11 protein-coding genes and 1 riboswitch are annotated in these 16,834 nt (G+C 74.0%); of the genes, 3 read left to right on the top strand and 8 right to left on the bottom strand.

Annotated elements, in window-relative coordinates; all coding sequences use genetic code 11:
• Positions 1-19: 19 nt before the first annotated feature.
• The 3 genes from ACIA6C_RS26180 to ACIA6C_RS26170 form a co-directional block, all read right to left on the bottom strand.
• Positions 20-736, bottom strand: coding sequence for a transglycosylase family protein (locus ACIA6C_RS26180; protein ID WP_399279383.1), 717 nt, complete (start codon positions 734-736; stop codon positions 20-22).
• Positions 737-739: 3 nt separating this feature from the next.
• Positions 740-911, bottom strand: a riboswitch (cyclic di-AMP (ydaO/yuaA leader).
• Positions 912-1,187: 276 nt separating this feature from the next.
• Positions 1,188-2,240, bottom strand: coding sequence for a transglycosylase family protein (locus tag ACIA6C_RS26175; RefSeq protein WP_399279381.1), 1,053 nt, complete (start codon positions 2,238-2,240; stop codon positions 1,188-1,190).
• A 114-nt stretch (positions 2,241-2,354) separates the two neighbouring features.
• Positions 2,355-3,629: a cytochrome P450 gene (locus ACIA6C_RS26170; protein ID WP_399279379.1), complete on the bottom strand. Its 1,275-nt coding sequence runs from the start codon at positions 3,627-3,629 to the stop codon at positions 2,355-2,357.
• A 120-nt stretch (positions 3,630-3,749) separates the two neighbouring features.
• Between ACIA6C_RS26170 and ACIA6C_RS26165 the strand changes: the two genes are divergently transcribed.
• On the top strand, positions 3,750-4,964 hold the full coding sequence (locus ACIA6C_RS26165) for a globin domain-containing protein (protein WP_399279376.1): 1,215 nt from the start codon (positions 3,750-3,752) through the stop codon (positions 4,962-4,964).
• Positions 4,965-5,033: 69 nt separating this feature from the next.
• Here the strand turns inward: ACIA6C_RS26165 and ACIA6C_RS26160 are convergent, their stop codons facing one another.
• Positions 5,034-6,020, bottom strand: coding sequence for a nucleoside triphosphate pyrophosphohydrolase (locus tag ACIA6C_RS26160; protein ID WP_399279374.1), 987 nt, complete (start codon positions 6,018-6,020; stop codon positions 5,034-5,036).
• 28 nt (positions 6,021-6,048) lie between these two features.
• Positions 6,049-6,672: a SurA N-terminal domain-containing protein gene (locus ACIA6C_RS26155; protein ID WP_399279372.1), complete on the bottom strand. Its 624-nt coding sequence runs from the start codon at positions 6,670-6,672 to the stop codon at positions 6,049-6,051.
• Positions 6,673-6,909: 237 nt separating this feature from the next.
• Here ACIA6C_RS26155 and ACIA6C_RS26150 point away from each other — a divergent pair, with 237 nt between their 5' ends.
• Entirely contained in the window at positions 6,910-9,255 is a 2,346-nt protein-coding gene (locus tag ACIA6C_RS26150) for a YfhO family protein (RefSeq protein ID WP_399279371.1), read from the top strand.
• Position 9,256: 1 nt separating this feature from the next.
• On the opposite strand, the gene ACIA6C_RS26145 is transcribed toward ACIA6C_RS26150, so the two are convergent.
• The 3 genes from ACIA6C_RS26145 to mfd all read right to left on the bottom strand — a co-directional run bounded on the left by ACIA6C_RS26145 (position 9,257) and on the right by mfd (position 15,093).
• Entirely contained in the window at positions 9,257-10,759 is a 1,503-nt protein-coding gene (locus ACIA6C_RS26145) for a protein kinase (protein ID WP_366080177.1), read from the bottom strand.
• On the bottom strand, positions 10,756-11,403 hold the full coding sequence (locus tag ACIA6C_RS26140; protein WP_399279368.1) for a hypothetical protein: 648 nt from the start codon (positions 11,401-11,403) through the stop codon (positions 10,756-10,758). The genes ACIA6C_RS26145 and ACIA6C_RS26140 overlap by 4 nt, the downstream gene beginning before the upstream one ends.
• A gap of 156 nt (positions 11,404-11,559) precedes the next feature.
• The gene (mfd, locus tag ACIA6C_RS26135; protein ID WP_399279366.1) at positions 11,560-15,093 is read right to left on the bottom strand and encodes a transcription-repair coupling factor; all 3,534 of its coding nucleotides are present in this window, start codon (positions 15,091-15,093) and stop codon (positions 11,560-11,562) included.
• Positions 15,094-15,559: 466 nt separating this feature from the next.
• Between mfd and ACIA6C_RS26130 the strand changes: the two genes are divergently transcribed.
• Positions 15,560-16,819 carry a DUF2079 domain-containing protein gene (locus tag ACIA6C_RS26130; RefSeq protein ID WP_399279537.1) on the top strand — a complete coding sequence of 420 codons (1,260 nt, stop codon included), beginning with the start codon at positions 15,560-15,562 and terminating at the stop codon, positions 16,817-16,819.
• Positions 16,820-16,834: the final 15 nt, after the last annotated feature.

The following is a 16,834-nucleotide window of genomic DNA, read 5'->3' as shown; positions in this document are numbered from 1 at the left end:
ATCGGTGTTACCCGATGGTTCAGCCGAGCTTCAGCTTCTGGCCCGGGAAGATCAGGTCGGCGTCGGAGACGGTGTCCTTGTTGAGCTCGAACAGCTTCTCCCAGCCGCCCTTGACGCCGTTCACCTGGGCGATGGTGCCCAGGGTGTCGCCCTCCTTGACCTCGTACGAGCCGTTGCCCGCCTTCGGGGCCTCGGTCTTCGGCGCGGCCTTCGGGGCCGGGGCGGCCTCGGAGCGCTCGGAGCGGGTGACCGGGGCCTCGGGCCGCTTGGTCTCCTTCTTCGGCGCCGGCGCGGCCTTGGTCTCGGTCTTCGGCTTCGGCTTGGGCGCCTCGGCCGCGCCGCCGCCGCTGTACGAGGAGTTCGACAGGCCCACGCCACAGGACGGCCACGCGCCCTTGCCCTGGCTCTTGAGGACCTTCTCGGCGACGGCTATCTGCTGGGACTTCGAGGCCTGGTTGGCCTGGGCGGCGTACGCCTTGCCGCCGTAGGCGGCCCAGGTGGAGGACGAGAACTGCAGGCCGCCGTAGTAACCGTTGCCGGTGTTGATGGCCCAGTTGCCGCCTGACTCGCAGGCTGCGACGCGGTCCCACTCGGAGGCGGTCGCGGCGCTGGCGGAGCCGGCCGCCATGAGCGGCGCGGCGACGGCGACACCGGCGACACCGGCGAGCGTGACGATGCGGGTGGTCCGCTCAATGGCCGTGGCGCGGCGGTGCTTGCCCTTGCCGGAAAGCAGCATGGAGTTTCTCCTCACCGACGCCTGCGAGGTGAGCTGTCGGGTTCGGGCGAGTGAGTTGCCCGGCCGCGCGACCAGCGCGCGGCTTAACCCCTAGCCGGTTCCCCGGCCGTCTCTCAACGGCCGTTCCCGGCGCCTACCTTGGTTCCCCCGCTCCTGCCTTCGGCGCTTTACGCGACGACTGTTCTCTCCGTCCGCCGGCAGGATTCGGCGATGCGGTCGAAGAGGCTCGCGGTGGCGAGCGATTCAGAAGGTAGACAGGTCTCTCCCCGATGTTCAACGAGGGACATCGGGGAGAAATCGACCTGCTTGCGTTCCGCTTAAGGGCGTTTTCGCAGGTGAGGGCGGGGTTTGCGGGAGCTTCGGTACGAGACACGCCAGTTGACCGGAAGAGACGCATGTCTCACTTGCGGATAACGGGCATTCAGCTCTTTACGGCCGTCCGAAGTGCCCGTTATTTCTTGGTTAGATCCAGATTCTGACCGGGCTTGATGAGGTCGGCGTCGCTGCCGATGACCTGCTCGTTGGCCTTGTAGAGCGCGTTCCAGCCCCCCTTGAGCCCCTGGGCGTCCGCGATGGCGGTCAGGCTGTCGCCCGCCTTCACCGTGTACGTGGGGTCCGACGCGGCGTCAGGCGCCGCCGCGGGCGTCTCGACCGCGGCCGGGCCGCGGTGCTTGCCGCCGCCCTCCGTCACGGAGTCGGCCGCGGGTGCGTTCGGCGCGGCGGAGGGGGTCCCGGTCGCCGGGGCGGCGGGCGTGGAGGGCGCCCCGGAGGGGGACGGCGTGGTGGGGGTCGCGGAGGTGCCCGGGGTGGCGGGGGCGCCCGGGAGGGTCGGGGTCGCGGGGGCGGTGGCGTTCGGGTCGCCCGGCAGCGTCGGCGTCGGCGTCGCGGGGTCCGGGTCGGGCATGACGGGCAGCCCGCTGTTGGGCGCGAGCGGCGCGATGGGCAGCGTGAACGGCGCCGTGGCGGCCGGACCCGGGGCGGCGGGCGCCGGGGCGGCCGGGGTGGGCGCGCCGAAGTCGGTGGCGGGGTCGGCCGAGCCGGTGCCCGGCACCGCGTCGGGGCGCGAGGGGCTGGGGGCGACCTGCCGCGGGGAGCCGAGGGCGCCGGGGTCGACGTCGGCGGCGGGGCCGTCCTTGACGAGACCGGACGACGCCGCGCACAGCGGCCACGCCTGGGGGCCCTGCGAGGCGAGCACCCGCTCGCCGACGGCTATCTGCTGGGACCGGCTGGCGAGGTCGGGGCGCTTGGCGAATTCGAGCCCGCCGGCGTTGTTCCACTGCTCCTGCGTGAACTGGAGCCCGCCGTAGGCCCCGCTGCCGGAGTTGGCGCTCCAGGTACCGCCGCTCTCGCAATCGGCGACGCTGTCCCAGGTGGACGTGTCCGCTGCCGAGGCGCTGGTGGCCGCGAGCAGCGGCAGTGCCAGCGCGGAGCCCGTGACTCCGGCGGTTACGACCAGGGCGGGTACCTGGCGGGGGCGTCTGTGGCGGCCGTTCCCGGAACGCATGTAGTACACCTTTCGCATAACGGCTGGGTAACGGCAGAACCTAGCCGCCTTCGAACGCATGTCACAAGTTCGGCCGGGAACTGACTCCGGGTCAGGCGGCGCCCACGCCGGCCCTCACGTGTTTCGGGGTGTGAAGCGGACCGGAAGGGTGCGCAGGCCACGCATGATCAGTCCGCCGCGCCAGCGCAGGTCCGCAGGCGGAACAGCCAGTTCCAGATCTGGCAGACGCATCAGCAAACTCGCGAGGGCGGTCTGCCCTTCGAGCCGGGCGAGCGGCGCGCCGAGGCAGTAGTGGATCCCGTGGCCGTACCCGAGGTGCTGATTGTCACTGCGGGACAGGTCCAGGGTGTCCGGATCCGCGAACCGCCCGGGGTCGCGGTCGGCGGCCGCGAGGACCACCAGGACCGGGTCGCCGGCCGCGATGTGCTGCCCGCCGAGGAGGAACGGCTCGGTGGCGAAGCGCCAGGTCGCCAGCTCCACCGGGCCGTCGTAGCGCAGGAGTTCCTCGATGCCCGTGGCCAGCAGCGCGCTCTCCCCGGCGGCGAGCGAGGTCTGCAGGCGCTCGCGCTGACCGGGGTTCATGAAAAGGGCGTGCAGCCCGTTGCCGATCAGATTGACGGTCGTCTCGAAACCGGCGAACAACAGGATGAAAGCCATCGCCGTGGCCTCGGCCTCCGTCAGGTGGTCGCCGTGGTCGCTGGCGCGGATGAGGTCCGAGATGAGGTCATCGCCCAGATCATCCCTTTTGCGGTGGATGAGTTCGCCGAGGTACGTCCGCATCTGCTTGACCGAGCGGGCCACACCACCGCGCGGTCCGCCGCCGTGCCGGATCATCATCCCGGCCCAGTCCCGGAAGTCGTCCTGGTCCTCGCGCGGGACGCCGAGCATCTCGCAGATGGCGTAGATGGGGAGCGGGAACGCGAACTCGTGGATGAGGTCCGCCTCGCCCCTGCCCTCGAACTGGCCGATGAGGTGGTCGGTCAGTTCCTGCACGCGCGGGGTGAACTCGGCGACCCTGCGCGGGGTGAACGCCTTCGACACCAGCCGCCGCAGCCGGGTGTGGTCCGGCGGGTCGATGTTCAGCAGGTGCGTCATCAGCTCCGCCTTGCGCTCGCCCGGGATCCCGGTCTTGCCCTTGGCGTGCGCCGGCTCCGCGTGGTGCGCGGGGTTCTTGCTGAGCCGCTGGTCGGCGAGGGCCTGACGGGCGTCCGCGTAGCGGGTCACCAGCCACGCCTCGACCCCGCTGGGCAGCTTCGTGCGGTGCACGGGCGCGTGCTCGCGCAGCCAGGCGTACGCCGGATACGGGTCGGTGGCGAACTCCCAGTCGAACAGGGTGGGGCCCTGGGGGGAGGAGGGGTCTTCGGGGGCTGCGGGAGTCTGCTCGTGCACCCGTCGACCGTATCCCGGCCGCCGGCCGGCACCCGCTATGGCCGGTTCGTCGGGGCTGGCCGTAGATGTGCCGTCGCTTGACCCGGCCGCTCGCGCCGTTCCTACTTCGGTCCTGTGGACGTGAGGATCTTGAAGAGCAGCTTCGCGGTGGTGGAGAGACGCGCCGAGCACGCGGCCAGGTTCTTCTACTCCCACCTCTTCTGGCACCACCCCGAGCTCCGCGGGCTCTTCCCCGCCTCCGCCGAGGAGATGCAGCGGCAGCGGGACCGGCTGTTCGCCGCCCTCACGCATGTCATCGCCCAGCTGGACAGCGAGTCGCTCCTCCCCTATCTCCGCGACCTCGGCCGCGACCACCGCAAGTTCATGGTCGGTCCCGAGCAGTACGCGGCCGTCGGCAGCAGCCTGCTGGCCGCGCTCGCCGAGGCCGCCGGGGAGGCGTGGACCCCGGCCGTGGCGCGGGCCTGGACCGAGGCGTACCGGGTGATCGCCGGGGTGATGACCACCGCGGCCGAGCAGAGCGAGGACCCGCCCTGGTGGGACGCGGAGGTCGTGCGCCGGCTGCGGTACGGGCGGGACCTCGCCGTCCTGACCCTGCGCCCGCACGCCCCGCTCGGCTACCGGCCCGGCCAGTACGTGAGCGTGAGCAGCGACCGCGTCCCGGCCGTCTGGCGCACGTACTCCCTGGGCAACGCGCCCCGCCCCGACGGGACGGTCGACCTGCACGTCAGCCGGATCGAGGGCGGCCGGCTCAGCACCGTCCTGACCGGCGGCACGGACCCGGGCGAGGTGCTGCGGCTGGGCGCGCCCGCCGGCGGGACGACCCTGCGCCGCGAGGGCCGCCCCGTCACGTTCATCGCCGCCGGCACCGGCTGGGCCCCCGTCCGGGCCCTGCTGGAGGAACTCGCGCAGCATCCGCCCGATCAGGAGGTACGGCTCTTCGCGGTCGCGCGGGACGCCGCCCACCTCTACGACCGCCCGTTCATCGACGCGTACGCCGCCTCCGGGCGGCTCGCCGTCACCTACGTCACCCCGGCGCCCGGGCAGCACCGCAACGAGGCCACCGGCCGGCTGGCCACTGCCCTCGGGCGGCAGGGGCCGTGGTGGGGGCAGGACGTCTACCTCAGCGGGCCGCCGCAGTTCATCGAGGAGACCGCCCGTCTGCTGGAGGGACTCGGCGCACACCCCATGCGCGTCTTCCACGACACCGTGCCCGTCCCGGCCGCCGGTGGCGGCCACGGTCCGGACGGGCGCCCCCTCGGCTTCGGCGAGTGGTTCCTCAGCCGGCCCTCACCGCACTGGCACAACCCCGCGGCCCGCGCGCCCCGCCGGCCCTGACCACTCCCCTACCACTCCCCTACTACTGCCCTCCCCTACTACTGACCTCCCCTACTACTGCCGCTGCGACTACTCCTGCGCTGCGACGCCCTCCGCCGCGCGGATCGCCGCCCGGTAGGCGCGGGCCGCCGCGCGCAGCGCCGTCTCGGGGTCGATGCCCTGCGCCTCGGCGCGCGCCGCCAGTTCCAGCAGTTCGTAGCCGATGCCTTCGCCCCGGGGCAGCTCCACCTCTACGGCGGCCGCCCTGGCGCGGCCCGCCAGCTTGGCCGCGAGCGCCAGCCCGGGCTGGCCCAGCGGGACGCCGTCGGTGACCGACTCCCGCTGCTTCTCCACCGCCTTGGTGCGCTGCCAGTGCGCGCTGACGTCCTCGGGGGTCTCGGCCGCCTCGTCGCCGAAGACGTGCGGGTGGCGCCGGATCAACTTCTCGACCAGGTTCCCGGCCACGTCGTCGATGGAGAACGGCTCCTGCGTGTCCTCCTGCGCGATCCGCGCGTGGAAGAAGACCTGGAGCAGGACGTCGCCCAGTTCCTCCCGCAGCTCCTCGCGGTCGCCCGCCTCGATGGCCTCGACCAGCTCGTACGCCTCCTCGATGGCGTACTTCACCAGCCCCTCGTGGGTCTGGCGGGAGGTCCAGGGGCATTCGCGGCGCACCCGGTCCATGACCTGGACCAGATCGAGGAGGCGGGCGCCGGGCAGGTCGTAGGAGCCGGGCATCAGCTCCAGGTCGGGCATGGCGACCCGGCCGGAGCCGGCCAGGCGGGCCAGTCCGTCGGTGAGCCGCCGGTCGCCCTCACCGGCCGGCAGCACGACGACGGTGCGGCCGCCGGCGCACGCCTCGACGAGGGCGTGGGCGTCGGGGTCCTCGTGCTCCACCTCCACGCCCGCCTCGCGCAGGTACGGCAGCTGCGGGTGGTCGGGGTCCGCGCACAGCACCCGGTCGGCGGCGTGCAGGGTCTGCCACGCCGACCAGGACAGCAGGCCGGGGGCGACCCGGTGGCTGGTGGTCAGCAAGACGATGCGGCCGGTGGGCTCGGAGGGCGGCGCGTGCTCAGTCACCCTCCGAACCTACCTCCGCGCCCACGGGTCACGTCCCGGCGGGTGCCTGATCCGGCCGGGTCTGCTGGGTGATCCACGGGGTCGTCTCGTCGCCGAGCAGGATCTGCCGCGCGTCCCAGCGGCCGTAGCGCGGGTTCACCTGGACGTGCAGCGCCTTCGCGGCGGCGCTCAGCTTCTCCAGCGCCTTGTCCTGGTTGCCGTAGTGCTCGAACAGCTTGTCCCGCAGCAGCTTGAAGCGGGTGTCCGCGTCCATCTGGTCCGGGGCGAGCTGGGCCTGCTGGAGGGCCGCCGTCTCCAGCGCCGCGGGGGTGCCCGCCTGCTGGAGCTGGGCCTTGCGGACGTCCTCGATCTCCTTGGTCGTCACGCTGACCCCGGCGTCCTTCGCGGCGCGCTCCAGCACGGCGGACTGGATCATCCGGTTCAGCTTGGACCGGTCCAGGCGGGGCGTCGCCTCGATGAGCTGGGCGCCCTGATCGGAACGGTTCTGCGCGCTGCGGACCTCGTTCACCTGGGCCTGGAGGGCGGAGGTGGTGATGCGTTCGCCGCCCACGACGGCCGCCGTGCCGGGATGTGCCTGGCCGGAGCAGGCGGACAACAGGGGGGCCGCCGCGAGCAGGGCGGCGGAGACGGAGAGCGCTGTGCGACGGTGCAAAGGAGCCTCCAGGGCCGGGAGATTGTGCGGCAATGCACAAGAAGGCCGTGCGGTGATCGATGGTATGCAGTCGGGGGGTTCCGAGCCACCGGTTCGACCAACGATCCGCGCGGTGTCGGGGTGCGCCGCGCGTGCGCGGCGGCCCGCGGGCGGGGCTCGGTCGTGCGGCGCCTGTTCGTGCCGGCGCCACCGGGCGGTCACCGCGCGGACCGGTGCCGCTGTCAGGGTCGGCCCACCATGTCGACACCGCACCGCTCCCGGCGCCGCACCTCACTCCTGGGTGCGGTACTCGCCGCCCTGACCACCGCGGCCGCCGAGTGCGCGGGCGACGCCCTCGCACGCGTCTTCCCGTACGGGCACCGCCACCGCAGCGTCAACGACCTCGGCAACCAGTTCGTACCCTTCCACGCGCACCTGTGGGACCTGCTGCACGGGCGCGCCGGGGGCGGGATGCTGCTCAACTGGCAGTCCGGGTACGGCACGAGCTTCCTGCCCGACTACGGCACGTACCTGAGCAGCCCTTTCGCCCTGCTGGTCGGGCTCTTCCCGCGCGCCGAGACCGACCTGGCGGTGTACGTCGTCACCGTGCTCAAGACGGCCGTGGCGGGGGCGGCGACGGCCTGGCTGCTGCGCACGCAGCGCCGCGGGCCGTGGTGGGCGGCGGGACTGCTGGGCGCCTCGTACGCGCTGTGCGGCTGGTCGGTGATCGAGGCGTCCTACAACCCCATGTGGCTGGACGGGCTGATCGCGTTCCCGCTCCTGTGTCTGACGGGTGAGTGGGCGCTGCGCGGGCGGCGGCCGGTGGTCGGGGTGGCGGTGGTGGCGCTGTGCTGGACGGCGAACTTCTACACCGCCTACATGGCGACGCTGGGCGCCGCGCTGGTGCTGCTGGTACGGGTGGTGCTGACCGGGGACGGCGTGCGGGAACGGCTGCGGGTGGCGGGGCGGGCGGCGGTGACGACCACGTCGGGCGTGGCCCTGTCCGCGCCGGTGCTGCTGCCGGTGTTCCTGAGCTCGAAGCGGGCCTACCCGGGCTGGTCCAAGGAGTTCCGGCCGGTGCCGGCGGCCGACCTGCTGGCGCGGCTGCTGCCCGCCACCTACTCCTTCTCCTCCCCGGCCCTGTTCGTGGGCACCGGGACGCTGCTGCTGGCGGCCGCGCTGCCGTTCCACCGCGCGCTGCCGCTACGGGTCCGGCTGTGGTGGGCGGGCCTGGTGGTGGCGGTGCTGCTGTCCCTCCAGTGGACGCCGACCCATCTGGCCTGGCACGTCTTCGCGACGCCGAACGGCAGCCCGTACCGGCAGACCTTCGTCCTCGCCGGGATCGTGGTGATCGCCGCCTGGACGGCGCTGGCGGCGGGCCCGCCCCGCCCCGCGGCCCTGGCGGCGGGGGCGGGGGTGCTGGCCGCCGTCGCGCTCGGCGCGGGCGCGAGCGGGCTCGCGACCGGCTGGGGGTACGCCCTGTTCGGCGCGGGGGCCGCTCTTGCGGCGGCCGCCTGGGCCGCGCACGGCCGCCGCGGCCGGCCCGCCTGGCCGGCGGCCTGGGGGCTGGCCCTGGTCCTGGTGGCGCAGGCCGCGGCGACGACCGCGTACGGGCACCAGGGGACGCTGCGCGGACTGGACGACTACCCCTCCTGGGGCCCCGCCCACGCGGCGCGCGCCCGGGCGCTGGCGGGTGCCGAGGGCTGGCCCGCGTACCGGACCGAGCCGGGCCGGCCCGCCCTGACGGGCAACGACCCGTTGCTGCTGGGCGGGGAGGGCGGCGCCTACTACAGCAGCCACACCCCGGACGTGTTCACCCGCACGATGGCCGCCCTGGGGGCCGGCTGGACCTCGCGGGGCCGCAACGTGCAGAGCCTCGACAACCCCGTCACGGACGCCCTGTTCGCGGTCGGCGCCCGCCTGCGGCCCGACGGCACGCTCATCCGCGCCGACACCCTTCCGCTGGTCACGCTCCGCCCGCCGGGCCCGTCCCCCGCCTACGGGGAGTCCCCCTTCGCCAACCAGGAACTCCTGCTGGGCGCCCGCGTCTACGAGGACCCCGTCGCGCCCGGGGTGTGCCGGGCGGGCACCGAGGCGTTCCTGTGGGCGCCGCAGTACAACGCCACCGCCCGCCTGGCGGACGGTCCCGCGTTCCGCCTCAACTCCACTCCCCCGCGCAACCGGGCCGCCCTCCAGCCGCTGGGCCCCTCCCGGGGCGCCTCCTCCGCCCTGCTCTTCGACGCCCCGGCGCCCGCACGGTGGCAGCTGTCCTGCCTGGACCGGGCCCGCCTGGACGCGGCGGTGGCGGCGCTGCGCGCGTCGGGGCCGGTCGCGGTGCGGGTCGGCGCGTCCGGGGTCGGGGCCACCTTCCGCCCGGGCACCGAGGGCACCGCCGTCCTCGCCGCGCCCGCCATCGCCGGCTGGACCTGCGACGGGCGTCCCGCCGGGGCGCACCTGGGGCTCGTCGCCGTCCCGCTGGACGGCCGCACCACCACGGTGGACTGCTCCTTCCGGCCCCCGGGGCTGCTCCCGGGAACCGCCCTCGCGGCGGCGGCCCTGGCGGTGGTGGCCCTGCGGGCGGCCCGGCGGCGCCTCCGGCGCTGAGTCAGCGGACCTGGCCGAGCCACTGGAGGGTGCGGCGGATCTCCGAGGGCAGCGGGTGGGCCGGCCCGTGGAGGCGGTCCGCGTCGAACAGGAGGCGGACCAGGGTGTCGTGGGCCGCCGCGCGGTCGCCCATGGACAGCAGCAGGTGCGCTATCCGGCGCCGGACCTCCAGCGGCAGGCCCGGGTCCGGGTTGGCGTAGTGGTTCTCGAACAGCGGGAGCAGCGAGCGGTATTCGGCGAGCGCCGCCGCCGGTTCGCCGAGCTGTTCGAGGCACTGCGCGGCGTCGTAGCGAAAGCGCAGCGCCTGGGCGTCCCCGGCCGGGAACTGCTCGGCGAGCCAGCGCAGTTCGGGCAGGGCCCGGCGGTACTGGCCGTCGTCCATCAGCGTGGCCGCGTACTGCTTGCGCAGCGAGCGGACCACCGGCGAGTGCTCCCCGTGCTCGGCGGCGGCCGCCGGGAGGATGCCGCCGAGGATGTCCACGGCCTGGGTGAGCTGCCCCTGGTCCAGGAGCTTGCGCGCCTCGTCCACCGCTCCCGGGATGTCCGGCCGGGGCGCGGCGGGGGGCTGCGGCGGTGCCTGGGGAGCGGTGGCGCGGTCGGGCCAGGGCGCCTGGGGGCGCAGGAACGGCCGGGTGGGGTCGAGCGGGCCGGAGGGGGCGCCGCCCTGGCGGGGCAGCAGCGGGGCGAGGGCCTCGTAGACCGCCTGCGCGGAGGCGGGCCTGTCCTGCGGGTCCTTGGCCAGCAGGTGCAGCAGTACGGCCTCCAGCGCGTGCGGGACCTCCGGGCGTCCGGGGCGCACCGGCGCCGGGGGCTCGTACAGGTGCCGGTGCAGTACGCCCAGCGCCGTCGAACCGGCGAAGGGGACGTTGCCGCTGAGGAGTTCGTAGAGCAGCACGCCGAGCGCGTACAGGTCCGTGTACGGGCCCACCGCGCCGCCCATGGCCTGTTCGGGGGCCATGTAGGCGGGGCTGCCGATGGGGGTGCCGGTGTTGGTGAGGCGGGTGGTGTCGGTGTCCATCACGGAGGCGACGCCGAGGTCCAGCACCAGCACGGTGCCGTCGGGGCGGACCATGATGTTGCGGGGCTTCAAGTCGCGGTGCACGATCGGCACGGCGTGCACCGCCGACAGCACGGAGCACAGCTGCGCGACCACCGCGACGGCCCACTGCCACGGGTAGGGGCTGTGCTCCACCAGGTGGTCGGCCAGGTTGGAGCCGTCGACGTGGCCCATCACCAGGAACAGTTCGTCGCCGTCGTTGCCCGCGTCGTGGACCGTGACCAGGCCGGGGTGGTCGACCTGCGCCGTGACCCGGCATTCGCGCACGAAGCGGCGGCGCAGCTCCTCGGCGACGGTGCCGGGACCTGCGACCTTGTCGGGGCGCAGCAGTTTGACGGCGACGCGGCGGTCCAGGCGCCGGTCGTAGGCGGTCCACACCTGGCCCATGCCGCCCTGGCCGAGGAGGGAGGCGAGCTGGTAGCGCTCGCCGATGAGCCGGTCGGTCACTGCTCGGGGCCCTGCACGGCGGTCCGGTTCGGGTCCTGGTAGGGGCCGCCGGGGGGCGGCGGGGTCTGCTTGCGCAGCAGTTCGCTGAGCTCGTCGAGTTCGGCGCGGACCTGCCCGATGCGCGGGGGCGGCGTCGGCTGCGGCGGGACCTGCGGCGGCGGGGGCGTCGGCAGCGGCGTCTGCGCGGGGGACTGCATCGGCGGCTGGACGGGGGGGTAGCCGTAGGCGGGCGTGGTCTGCTGTTGCGGGCCCGAATAGGGCGGGTTCTGCGCGGCGTACCAGTGCCCGGCGGGGGCGGCGGCCCGCTTCTCGTGGTGGCGGATGTCGGCGACGAGGAAGTACACGCAGGTGGCGAAGCCGGTGAGGAGGATGATGCCGGCGCCGGCGTTGCCCTGCCAGCCGCTGGTGTCCGGGGTCGGGTCCGCGCCGATCAGCGCGACGGAGGCCACCGACAGCAGGCAGCTGAGCGCCAGCAGCGTCCAGTCACGGGTCGCGCGGGTCACTATCGCGAGCCGCAGCATCGTGCCCCAGGCCAGGAATCCGCAGCTGAGGACCGGCAGCAGCGCGAACAGCACGCGCAGCGCCACCACGCCCTCGGTACTGGGCCGGTGGTGATGCTGCGGCGGGATGCCGGGGGCGTGCATCGGTGCTCCTGACGGGCCGTGCGGAAGGGTTGCGGGTATGAGCGTATACAGCGTTTCCGGCCATGGTGAGGGGATGTGCCCAACCGTTGTACGGTCGCCGCACGATCCGCGGCGGGGCGGCCCGGACACCGGCTCCGGACCGCCCCGCGCCGGGTGTTACGAGCCGAGGATGGTGGTGAGGAACTCCCCGGTCCACCCCAGCAGCTCCCGCCCGACCAGCGGCTTCCCGCCGACCTTCGCGGTCTTCGGGCGCGGGATGAGCACCTGTGAGGTGGCGGGCTTGAGCACCGCCCCCGGGTAGAGCCGCTTGAGCCGCAGCTCCTGCGATTCGCGCAACTCCACCGGCCCGAACCGGATGTTGTTGCCCTGGAGGGTGATGTCGCCGACCCCGCAGGCCCGGGCCAGCATCCGCAGCCCCGCCACCAGCAGCAGGTTCTCCACCGGCTCCGGCAGCTTGCCGTAGCGGTCGGTCAGCTCCTCGCGCACGGCCTTGATGTCGGCCTCGGAGTTCGCCGACGCGATGGACCGGTACGCCTGCAGGCGCAGCCGCTCGCCGGGCGCGTAGTCGTGCGGGACGTGCGCGTCGACGGGCAGCTCGATCTTCACCTCCAGCGCCGGCTCCTCCTGCTCACCGCCTTCGACGGCCGCCCGGTAGTCGGCGACGGCCTCGCCGACCATGCGGATGTACAGGTCGAAGCCGACGCCCGCGATGTGCCCGGACTGCTCGCCGCCCAGCAGGTTGCCCGCGCCGCGGATCTCCAGGTCCTTCATCGCCACGTACATGCCGGCGCCCATCTCGGTGTGCTGGGCGATCGTCGCGAGCCGCTCGTGCGCGGTCTCGGTCAGCGGCTTCTCCGGCGGGTAGAGGAAGTACGCGTACCCGCGCTCGCGGCTGCGGCCGACGCGGCCGCGCAGCTGGTGCAGCTGGGAGAGGCCGAAGTTGTCGCCGCGCTCCACGATGAGGGTGTTGGCGTTGGAGATGTCGATGCCCGACTCGACGATCGTGGTGGAGACGAGCACGTCGAACTTCTTCTCCCAGAAGTCCACGACGACCTGCTCCAGGGCCTGTTCCGACATCTGCCCGTGCGCCGTCGCGATCCGCGCCTCGGGCACGATCTCACGCAGCTTCGCGGCGGCCCGGTCGATGGACTCGACCCGGTTGTGGATGTAGAAGCACTGGCCCTCGCGCAGCAGTTCGCGCCGGATGGCCGCGCCGATCTGCTTCTCCTCGTACGGGCCGACGAACGTCAGCACCGGGTGGCGCTCCTCCGGCGGGGTGGTGATGGTCGACATCTCGCGGATGCCGGTCACCGCCATCTCCAGGGTGCGCGGGATGGGCGTCGCGGACATCGTCAGCACGTCGACGTTGGCGCGCAGCTTCTTGAGCTGCTCCTTGTGCTCGACGCCGAACCGCTGCTCCTCGTCGACGATGACCAGGCCCAGGTCCTTGAACTTCGTCTCCTGCGAGAAGAGCCGGTGCGTGCCGATGACCACGTCCACCGAGCCCTCCTTGAGGCCCTCCAGGGTGGCCTTGGACTCGGTGTCCGACTGGAAGCGGGACAGGGCCCTCACGTTGACGGGGAACTGGCTGTAGCGCTCGGAGAAGGTCCCGAAGTGCTGCTGCACCAAAAGCGTGGTGGGGACGAGGACGGCGACCTGCTTGCCGTCCTGGACCGCCTTGAACGCGGCGCGGACCGCGATCTCGGTCTTGCCGTAGCCGACGTCGCCGCAGACCAGGCGGTCCATGGGGACGGACTTCTCCATGTCCTCCTTGACCTCGGCGATGGTGGTGAGCTGGTCGGGGGTCTCCGCGTACGGGAAGGCGTCCTCCAGCTCCCGCTGCCAGGGCGTGTCCGGGCCGAAGGTGTGGCCGGGGGCCGCCATCCGCGCGCTGTACAGCTTGATCAGGTCGGCGGCGATCTCCTTGACGGCCTTCTTCGCGCGCGCCTTCGTCTTCGTCCAGTCCGCGCCGCCGAGCCGGTGCAGGGTCGGGGCCTCGCCGCCGACGTACTTGGTGACCTGCTCCAGCTGGTCGGTGGGGATGTACAGCCGGTCGCCGGGCTGGCCGCGCTTGGCGGGCGCGTACTCCACCAGGAGGTACTCGCGGGTGGCGCCCTGGACGGTGCGCTGCACCATCTCGATGTAGCGGCCCACGCCGTGCTGCTCGTGCACGATGTAGTCGCCGGTCTCCAGCGTGAGGGGGTCGATGGACTTGCGGCGCCGGGTCGGCATCCGGCCCAGGTCCTTGCTGGCGGTGCGCTGGCCCGTCAGATCGGTCTCGGTCAGCACGGCGATCTTGAGGGCGGGGTCCACGAAGCCCTGGTCGAGCGAGGCGCACGACACGTGCACGATCGACGGCTCCAGGGTGCGCAGGTCCGCCTCCAGGCGGGCCGCGATGCCCTCGCCGCCGAGCACCTCGACGGTACGGGCGGCCGGGCCGTGGCCCTCGGTGAGGTAGACGGTGTGCCAGCCGTCGGCGATCCACCCCTTGGTGTCGGCGAGCGCGCGGGCGGTGTCGCCGCGGTACGCCTCGGGGGCGTGCATGCCCAGCTTGAGGGTGTCGCTCCCGGCCGCTTCCTCGTCCGCGGCGAACGGGGACACCGACCACCACATCATGCCCAGCTCGCGCGCGTGCTCCCGTACGTCCGCGATGCCGCGCAGCGAGGCCGCGCCGACGTCGATGGGCGCCTGGCCGCCACCGGCGGTCGCCGCCCAGGACGCCATCAGGAACTCCTGCGAGGTCGCCACCAGGTCGGCGGCCCGGGTCCGGACCCGCTCGGGGTCGCAGACCACCGCCATCGACCCGGCCGGCAGGACGTCCAGCAGCAGTTCCATGTCGTCGACGAGGACGGGCGCGAGGGACTCCATGCCCTCCACCGCGATCCCCTCGGCGATCTTGTTCAGCAGTTCGCCCAGCTCCGGGTGCTCCTCGGCCAGCGCCGCCGCCCGCTCCCGCACCTCGTCGGTCAGCAGCAGCTCCCGGCACGGCGGCGCCCACAGCCCGTGCTCGGCGATCTCCAGGGACCGCTGGTCGGCGACCTTGAAGTAACGGATCTCCTCGACCTCGTCGCCCCAGAACTCCACGCGCAGCGGGTGCTCCTCGGTCGGCGGGAACACGTCGAGGATGCCGCCGCGCACCGCGAACTCGCCGCGCTTCTCCACCAGCTCGACCCGCGCGTACGCGGCGGCGGCCAGCGCCCCGGTGACCTGCCCCAGATCGACGCTCTCGCCCTGCCGCAGGCTCACCGGCACCAGCTCGCCCAGCCCCTTGACCTGCGGCTGGAGCACCGAGCGGACCGGCGCGACCACGACGCTGACGGGGCCGGCGGCCGGGTCGTCCTTGCTGGGGTGCGTGAGCCGGCGCAGCACCGCGAGCCGCCGGCCCACGGTGTCGCTGCGCGGGGAGAGCCGCTCGTGCGGGAGCGTCTCCCAGGAGGGGTACTCCGCCACCTCGTCCGCGGGCAGGAAGGACCGCAGCGCGGCCGCCAGGTCCTCCGCCTCCCGCCCGGTGGCGGTCACCGCGAGCACCGTCCGCCCGGTGCGGCGGGCCAGCGCCGCGATCGTGAAGGGCCGGGCGGCGGGCGGGCCCACCAGGTCGACGTGCATCCGGTTGCCGTCCCCGGCCGCCGCGACCGCCTCGGCGAGGGCGGGGTCCCGGGTGACGGCGTCGAGCAGTCCGTGCAGGCTCATGAAGGAGGCTTTCCGTCCGGTGGAGGGGCAACGCGAAGGACCCGACACGTGAACGGGCCGGGGGCTCCCAGCGTACGACGCGGGACCGACACCCGCGCGAGGGATTGCCGCCGGGGCACGGCGCGGCCGGCCGCCGCCGGCGGTTCTCCGGCCGAGGGCGCCGCGGCCGAGGTCGCCGCGGCCGAGGTCGCGCACCGCGGGCCCGGGCCGCTGCGTGCCGCCGCCGCGCCTCTACGATGTCCCGGAAGTACCGACCGAGCGTGCCGCGTCGCCCTGCCGCAAGGGTTCACCCCCCGACCCCGACCGGCAGAGGGAGCACCACCGCGTGACGACTGACGCCATAGCCGGGCCCGCCGCCGTCCCCCGGGACACGGCGGGCCGCCACCTCCGCCGCGCCGAACCGTACGCACTGGCCGCCCTGCTGTTCGCCGCGTACGCCGTGCTCTCCCTCTCCCGCCACCGGCGCATGGAGACCACCTCCTGGGACCTCGGCATCTTCGAGCAGGCGGTCAGGGCGTACGCGCACCTCCAGGCGCCCGTCGCCGACCTCAAGGGCCCCGGCGCCAACATCCTCGGCGACCACTTCAGCCCCGTCATCGCGGTGCTCGCGCCCCTCTACCGGGTCTTCCCCGGCCCCGCCACCCTGCTCCTCGCGCAGGCCGCCCTGTTCGCCGTGTCCGCGGTACCCGTCACCCGCGCCGCGACCCGCCTGCTCGGCCGGGCCCAGGGCCTGTGCGTGGGCGCCGCGTACGGGCTGAGCTGGGGCGTCCAGCGGGCCGTCGACTTCGAGTTCCACGAGGTCTGCTACGCCGTACCGCTGCTCGCCTTCGCGCTGGAGGGGCTGCTCGCCGGCCGCCCCAGGGCGGCGCTGCTGTGGGGGCTGCCCCTGCTCCTCGTCAAGGAGGACCTCGGCCTCACCCTCGCCGCCCTGGCCGTGCTCGTCGCCCGCCAGGCCCGGCGCACCGACCGGCGGGCCGCACGGGCCGCCGCCGTGACCGCCGTCCTCGCCGTGCTGGCGGCCCTCCTCGTGTTCACCGTCGTGATACCGGCCTTCGGCGGCGGCTACGCCTACTGGGAGAAGGTCGGGGGTGCCTCGCCGCTGGCCGGGCTCGCCACCAAACTGGACACCCTCGCCTGGGTGCTGGTCCCCACCACCGGGCTGCTGGCCCTGCGCTCCCCGCTGCTGCTGGTGGCCCTGCCCACCCTGGGCTGGCGGTTCCTGTCCGGCGACGACCACTACTGGTCCACCGACTGGCACTACAGCGCCGTCCTCATGCCCGTCGCCGCCCTCGCGCTGACCGACGCCCTCGACAGGGCCCGCCGCGCCACCCGGCCGTGGCTGCGCGCCTACGCCGTCCAGCTGCCCGGCGCGCTCCTCGCGGCCGCCCTCACCCTCAGCGCCACGACCCTCCCCCTGGAACGGCTGGGGCACCGGTCCACGTACACCACGCCCAGCCGCGTCACCGAGGCCGACCGGCTCCTGGCCCGGATCCCCGACGGGGCGAGCGTGGAGGCCGACACCCCGCCGCTGTCCCGGCTGACCTCGCGCTGCCGGGTCTACTGGATCGGCTCCGCCCCGGGCGTGCTCCCGGCCTTCCTCGCCTTCGACACCTCCTCCGGCTGGGCCGGCGACGACCCGATCGCCTACGCCGGCCGCCTGCACCCCGGCACCCGGTTCGGGGTGCTCGGCGAAGCCGGCGGGATCATCGTCCTGCAACGGCTGTGACGACCCCCCGGCCCG

The sequence above is a fragment of the Streptomyces sp. NPDC051578 genome (assembly GCF_044454045.1).
Taxonomy (GTDB): Bacteria; Actinomycetota; Actinomycetes; order Streptomycetales; family Streptomycetaceae; genus Streptomyces.
This window is presented reverse-complemented; position numbering and strand designations above follow the sequence as displayed.